Annotated in this window: 1 pseudogene; it reads right to left on the bottom strand. The window is 60.2% G+C overall.

What is annotated here, in order from left to right:
* Window positions 1–522 (bottom strand): annotated as a pseudogene (locus AACY08_RS28670) (DNA polymerase III subunit alpha); the annotation flags it as partial.

Below are 522 nucleotides of genomic sequence, written 5' to 3'. Positions count from 1 at the left end.
CGCCGGTGTCCTCGACCGAGAATTCGGCCTCGCTGCGGTTGATGTCGGGGGGCAGGATGGCGACGCCAAGGCGGCGCATATCGTCGATGAACACGCTCAATTTGTCGGTCTGCGCCTGATCGAAGCACATCGAGGCGGCGAAAAATTCGTGCGGGTGGTGCGCCTTGAGCCAGGCTGTCTGATAGGACAGCAAGGCGTAGGCGGCGGCGTGCGACTTGTTGAAGCCGTAGCCGGCGAATTTGTCGATCAAGTCGAACAATTCGTTGGCCTTGGCTTCGGGAATGCCGTTGATCGTCTTGCAGCCCTCGACGAAACCCGCGCGCTGCGCGTCCATTTCGGACTTCACCTTCTTGCCCATCGCGCGACGCAGCAAATCGGCTTGTCCGAGCGAATAGCCGGCCAGGATCTGCGCCGCCTGCATCACCTGTTCCTGATAAACGAAAATGCCGTAGGTTTCTGACAAGATGCCTTCGAGCAGCGGGTGCGGATAGGCGATCTCTTCCTGCCCATTCTTGCGACGGC

This window comes from Pseudomonas sp. EL_65y_Pfl1_R83 (assembly GCF_963970695.1).
GTDB lineage: Bacteria > Pseudomonadota > Gammaproteobacteria > Pseudomonadales > Pseudomonadaceae > Aquipseudomonas > Aquipseudomonas tritici.
This window is presented reverse-complemented; position numbering and strand designations above follow the sequence as displayed.